Genomic DNA, 6,720 nt, shown 5'->3' on the forward strand with positions numbered 1-6,720 from the left:
GTAAAATGAAGGTTGATGAAATCTCTACCCAGGATGTGATTTCAGTTTTACAACCCATCTGGACAACCAAGAACGAGACTGCGAAGCGTTTACAGGGGCGAATAGAGAACATTCTTGATTATGCTGCGGCTCACAACTATCGCGACTCAGTGAACCCAGCAAGATGGCGTGGACACCTCGACAAATTATTGCCGAGGCCATCAAAAATCCAAAAAGTAAGGCATCACCCTGCCATGCCCTACACAGAAATTCATGAGTTCTGGTCTGATTTAGAAGCAAATGACTGCACTTCATCACGGGCGCTCCAGCTTCTAATTCTGACCGCAACTCGCACATCAGAAGTGCTTAATGCAACCTGGGCTGAGTTTGATCTGGACAACAAGATATGGATCATTCCTGAAAGCAGAATGAAGGCAGGTAGAGAGCACCGTATTCCGCTATCCAGCCCTGCGCTACAGATACTTCAGACACGGCCAAGGGTTGTCGATAACCCTTATGTATTTCCTGGTGCGAAACAAAGCAAACCTCTATCTAACATGGCTCTACTCGCCTTGATGCGAGGCATGGGGTACGGCAAAGGTAACCAAAAAGCCGAATATGTTCCCCATGGCTTTCGCTCTACCTTCCGTGACTGGTCTGGAGAGGTGTCCAGCTACCCAAGAGATGTTGCAGAAATGGCGCTGGCACACACCATAGAAAACAAAGTTGAAGCAGCATACCGTCGTGGAGACCTATTTGAGAAGCGCCGTCAGATGATGCAGGATTGGGCTGATTTCATCCTAAAAAAAGCCAGCCAGCTCTGATATGTAACACCACAGCTAAACCCAAGCAGCCAGATTACTGGCCGCCTGGGTTTTACCGGTGCGTTGGGGACGTTCAGGATTCTGTATCAGCAACCCGGTTAGGGTCGAACAGGTACTGTGTAAACTCGCGGATGAAAGCTGCGCTTATTCTGACTTTTGCTTGTTTGCTTTTAATTGCCCCACTCCTCCAGTTTGCTGACCCACTCATTAAAGGCCGGACAGTGTTCCCGCATCACATCCAGACCAATAGCTTCAGCAATCAGTGGCCCATGTTCTGTTTTGGAGTAAGTACCTTTTTCAAATATGGTAAGAATACGCTTGGAAGGCGCGGTTTCCGGGCTATCGTTGATCTCTTCAGGGCTGCCAAACTCACTCCTGACCTTCTGCAGCTGAGAAAACACTTTTTCATTCCAGCCATCCAGCACCCATTGAAACTCCTCTACATTGCTGAACAGCAGAGCCTCAAACTCATGCATCTGAACATAAGGCAAAATAAAGCGAGGATCGAACCCCTGGGTGCTTTGTTGTACCCCCTTCAGAATGTCGGCTTCTAACTCTGTGCGGCTGCGACCATTGCGCTGCTTAAAGCCGTAAAAGTCCACCAGAGTAGTGATTCGGTCAGCCTCTTTGTACTGGTGAGAGATGAATTTCACCAACCTCTCAACCGTAACGCGGCCACCCCGATGATTACCCGAAGGAGCCTGCAATAATGCGGGGTAAGCCCATATTTTAGAACCAGCAAGGTGAGGAGCCAGACAGGTCTTGATGAACTCAACTTCAGTTTGTCCTTCACAAACAATGCAAACTCGCGTCATGCTCCACCCCCGACAGGGTTTTTAAGCCAGATGTCGGAAAGCTGGTAGTCATCATCAAGCCATTCCTGATAGTCCTCACGAGGAAGATTACGCAGCCTGGTTTCGCCCCTCTGACTTTCAGCAACAATGATATTTTCCAGAGCAAAGCAATCGACCATATAAGGCGACTGGGTTGCTACAAAAACCTGGTGCTTACTGGAAAGGCGCTTGAGCATTTCAGCGACCAGAGTAATCGCATGGGGGTGCAAGCCCAACTCAGGCTCATCAAAAAACATCACATCGGGTAGGCGTTCCGGCGGCAGGTTCAGTAATGTCAGTAAGCAGAATAGACGTAAGGAGCCGTCGGATGTCAGATGAGCACCAAACACTTTATCGCTGTAAAGGCCTTGCCAGCGCAGCTCAACCTTCCCGGCAAGCGGCTCTAAAACAAAATCCTTGAAGGTTGGCAAAACACGCTGGATTTGACGCACAATGATTTTGTAGCGGGGTAAGTCTGATTCGTAAAGATCCAGCAATACGGCAGCCAGGTTGCCACCATCAGAACGTAAACGGAAAGATTCGCTGGTGTCCCAGCGCAAGCGAATAGCAGCCTTGGGAGAAGTATCGTGAAACTGGTAAGTGGCACAGTTACGCAGTACCGAACAAATTGCCTTGGCCGTTGCATCGGTTTGCTCAGGAAGCCTGGCTTCTTTCCCGACCTCCTTCAGCTCTACCCAGTTGGTGCCACGGTAAGCTTCATTAGACACCATTACGGTGTCACCGGCAGAAATATGAGTCAGATCAAACCGGTAGCTGTTTAAACCAGCGGTTGTTTGCAGTGAGATTTCAGCATGAATGCAGGGCGTTTGCCTGGCACCCATAAAAAACTGATCATCACCACCACCTTGACGCAACACAAATTCCTGCAGGTTTTGTGACTTAAGCATCCGGCTGAGCATTTCAAAAAAACGGATCAGCGTTGATTTGCCAGCACCATTGGCACCAATTAAAACAGCCAGTTGTGGCAATTCAAGCTGCTGGATAGATTGCAGGCTACGGAAACCTTCAATCGTGACCGACTGAATTCTGATGGATTGCTTTGAGTCAGCCATCACACACCCTCCACCTTATTGACGAGCTTTCTGAGGTACTGATCCTGGTCTTCCTCCCTGAACAAGATATTCCAGTTTTCGAGCATTGCCTTGGTCACCGGTTGGCCATCTGTGCCCTTCCATGCTCCAGTCAGAAATGCAGAATGGGTTTCAGAGATCAGGAAGGCGTGGAGCTCAATGTTGCTGTTAGCCTTATTTTGCAGATGGAGATCGTTCTCGATTTCTTTGATGGTTGCATGGAAACGGACTTTAGGGTCTTCAGGCTTATGGTTCCTCAGTCCCTTGGGATCAATGAAAATAACCTTTTGCACACCATCTTTCACTAGCCACAGAATAAAGTCCGGGTAGAAACCACCGTCGATAAAGACACCTACAGCCCCCTGGCCGGTTTGATTCCGCAGCAGGTAGACATCGTAGCCATCAAAAACCTGAGCCTGGTAAGCGTTCTGAATGTCTTTGACCAGCTCTCTCTCACCTTTATTAAGAGAAACTGGGGTTACCTGAAAATCCAGACCTTGTGTGGCTGCAAGTAAAGGCTGATAGAAATGGCGCTCACACCATAAAAACTCCAGACCATCCTCTATCTTGCCATTCCAAAGATCCACTTCGCCTTTAGAGATCTTGTCTCTCAGGTGGTTTAGTCGGGTAATCAACGAATCATGGCGCACCCGGTCCAGAGTCACCAGGTAGCTTCCCTGAGGGGTCTCTTTGCGAACACCAGGCAAATATTTGCTGTTCTCAGTAATTGGGCGGTATTCCAGCTTGTCAGACTCCCACTGGCGTCTACGCAACCCATAAAACATTTCACAATACTTTCTGAGCAGAGCAATAGCCATATCCTGCCAAAGCGTCATGCGCTCTAAGCTGGTTAAAGCCATCACTTCCTCAGGTGCGTAAAGCGTGTACCAGCCTGTTTCTGCCAGCAAGCTTTTAACCACATCCTGCGTAATTGTTAAATTCGACCAGCGCTTATCGCGTTTAAAAGCTAGTAGCTCAAAATAAAGCTGGCGAGTGTCGAATAGCGAAATATGCAGGCTATTCAAAGTGGAGGTGTCTCGGCCTGCTTCACGCTTACCCGCTTGATCAGTCGAGAACATACCTACCTGAGGGTAAAAATCTAAAACAACTCTTGGTGGGTTGCAGAAATAGTCTCGCTCCGATGGCTTAAGGGCAGAGGGTGCTTTCAATACCACCTGTTCAGCAAGCTCTAAAAAGGCGCTTCCAGAGCCACCAATTGCCTTACCTGAAACTGATTCCTTGACCCGAATTACATTCAAGTTATCGGGCAGGTTAGCCATAGGTTTCAGAGGCAAAACGAACTCCTCCAAGCCCTCATTGACTGGTATTTCTTCATCTTCCAGCTCCTTACGGAACTGAGCAATATAGTCCGCCTTCACACCAAAGATGTTCAGGGTTTCCAGGATACCGATATGCTTAGGACGCTCAATATTGGCTGAACGCAAACCAGTCGTCAGCTCTGCTGAACGCTTCAAGGTGGTTTGCCATCCTTTGAGTCGAACACCTCTGCCAAACAGCTGGATGATCTGGGCACCTTCATTCTTGCCCACATTCATCAGGGTCATGTTGGAAACGCGCCAACTACTCCAACCTTCAGTGAACTTCTTGGAGCCCAGCAGCAGATTGACTGACGACTGCTCATGGTTGATTTGCCGAAACAAGGATTCGCTAAATCTGGCATCCTGAACATAGAGCCCATGTTTATCACACAGCTGAACCAATTTGCTGTCGTCACCGACATTGATCACACCAAAAGGGGTGTCCGAAGAACCAGCCCTAAGAGCAATCTCGCCTGCAACACCGGTAATGTTTTCTATGTGTAGACGCCCACCGGTTGAGTGAAAAATACGGGCCAAAATATCTTGGTACAGCTGCTCACCGCTTTCATTCAGTTCCTTCAGGTAGTTAAAGCGACCATGCAGTAGATCTGTTCCACCTTGGCTGACCATTCCTTTGTTGAGCAGGTATTCAATCGCTGCTACCGTTTGCTGGTGCTTATGGAGTATCTGGTCAACAAAGTGCAGCACCTTAACTGTATCTGAGGCTTCGCCCGAGGAAAGAGTCGCCGTCACCTTAGAGCTGACAAAGACCCACAAAGGCCGCTGCAAATTAAACGGCATGAGTGACCTTTGTTGATCGTCATACAAACGCAGCTGCTGGTAATAGCTCAAAAGGGACGCGACTAGATAGCGAAACTCATCTTCCGCATTGGGATTTTTTTGCAGGTTCAGAATCTGTGACTGCTTACCATACCCGTCGCTGTAAAAATGGCGGTAGGAGTAGTCAAACAGAATGGCTTTAGTATAGGTTTGACGCAGGTTCTCATGTTTAGAACCTGATTGGGCAAAGGTGGCGGAATACTCGAATGAGAAACCATCTGCACACATCTTCTGCCGATACTCATACCAGCTTCCACCACCACTGGCGGTGCCTCGGTGCCCCTCATCCACCAACAGCAAATTGCGCGAGCCAAAAGAGTCTACGGCAACAGTTTTGCTCTTCTCACTGTCACGCAGCTTATTGATGTCGATAACAATCACATCCTGAGCAAACAAATCACCACCACGGGCTGAAAACTCACTCGCTCGGATGCCTGATTTCTCAAGATCTTTCAGGTGCTGATGAGTTAGACCTTCATTGGGGGTCAGCAGGATGATTTTGTTTATATCCCCAGCCTTGCCGTAACGCTGTAGGTAAAAACGATACTGCAAGATATTGGCGTGCATGATCAGCGTCTTACCTGAACCTGTCGCACTCCAATAAGCCACCATGTTCAACTGAGGCCAAAGATCATCATCAGGATTCAGCAGCTCTAAAGGCTTATGGTTAAAACCCTCTTGAACGACCCAGTGCTCATTCCAGCGTTCAATTTGCCGGTTCAAACCTTCCAGCAGTTCTTCTGGCTTGGTGAACAGGTAATCCAGGTAAATTTCAGTAAAAAGTAGCGTCAGGTACTGAAAATACTTCCACTCTATCGGCTCTTCAGCTGACGCCAAACGGGCATCATTGATAGTGTCAGTCAGTGCCTTGATACGGCGGTCATACTCCAGCAGCTGTTCATCGCTCAGCTGTGTTTCTTCGTTTAAATTTTCACGAATTAGCTGTAGCAGTTGGTGTTCGCCTTCTGCATTGCGACCCGTGACCTCGCCCATCAACTGAAAGCGATCTCTAAACGCTTCCAGGGTAGGCGCTTCTCGCTCCCCGACAGGGAACTGACCACTGAGGGAGTCGAAACCAAAGAGTCCGAACAACCACTGGTGAAGCACCAAATGGTGACGGAAGGGAAGCGTCTTATTTTTTTCCTTAGCCATCAAAACACTCCCTTATTGAACGCTGTCAGTGCCAGCGAACATCAGGCGATGGAAAGCCTCTTCAATCAACTGAAGGCGAGCTTGTTCCATCGGCTCTCCCTTTCGATTACGAGGGATGGCAATATTGTGGTCTCCGTTGACATACAGAAGGTCAATCTCGTCATCCTGGCTCTCAGTTAAGCGGATTGCCAGTTTCTCGATGAGTACGGCATCCAACACAGCATTGTCATGCTGCACACCCTTTTCAGAACCGGCGATTACGCTAGGCAGATTGCGCCAAACCACCAGCACCTTCTGTCCGTTAGCATTGGTGCCAAATACTGTACGGAACCACCAGGGGCCATCTTCTTTACGCTTGACCTTCGCTTGCCAGCGACCAAACTCTGCCTGACTCAGCTCAGCATCAAAGTGAATCGGAGCAGCGATATGTTCAACCCGAAGACCCAGCAGGTAGTTAAAGGTTTCCAACAGATCCACATGCACGATCTTGGTTTCATCACCACTGGCCGAGCGGATTTTCAGTTCATAGCGAGTTGGATCAAGAAACTGTTGGGTATTCAGTAATGACTGGGAACCACGGCTCTCAACCTCCAACATATAGTTCATCACATAGTTTTGACGAGCTTCGTTGAAAGCAGCGTTATCTGCCGAGTCCAGCAGCGTTTGCTGGCCTTTTTGACGG

The 6,720-nt window shown here is 48.6% G+C and carries 4 protein-coding genes and 1 pseudogene; 1 reads left to right on the forward strand and 4 read right to left on the reverse strand.

Going from position 1 to position 6,720, the window contains the following annotated elements; translation table 11 throughout:
• A partial coding sequence (locus tag IBX50_RS15580; RefSeq protein ID WP_292257217.1) for a site-specific integrase occupies positions 1-803 on the forward strand: 803 nt, incomplete at its 5' end.
• Positions 804-973: 170 nt separating this feature from the next.
• Here IBX50_RS15580 and IBX50_RS15585 read toward each other — a convergent pair.
• The 4 genes and pseudogenes from IBX50_RS15585 to IBX50_RS15600 form a co-directional block, all read right to left on the reverse strand.
• Positions 974-1,618, reverse strand: coding sequence for a DUF4276 family protein (locus IBX50_RS15585; protein ID WP_292257218.1), 645 nt, complete (start codon positions 1,616-1,618; stop codon positions 974-976).
• Positions 1,615-2,709, reverse strand: coding sequence for an AAA family ATPase (locus IBX50_RS15590; protein WP_292257219.1), 1,095 nt, complete (start codon positions 2,707-2,709; stop codon positions 1,615-1,617). The genes IBX50_RS15585 and IBX50_RS15590 overlap by 4 nt, the downstream gene beginning before the upstream one ends.
• A complete protein-coding gene (locus IBX50_RS15595) occupies positions 2,709-5,498 on the reverse strand; it encodes a DEAD/DEAH box helicase family protein (RefSeq protein ID WP_292257220.1) in 2,790 nt (929 codons plus the stop codon). Before IBX50_RS15595 ends, IBX50_RS15590 begins: the two co-directional genes overlap by 1 nt.
• Positions 5,499-6,050: 552 nt before the next feature.
• Positions 6,051-6,720, reverse strand: a pseudogene (locus tag IBX50_RS15600) (site-specific DNA-methyltransferase); the annotation flags it as partial.

Source organism: Marinospirillum sp. (genome assembly GCF_014859565.1).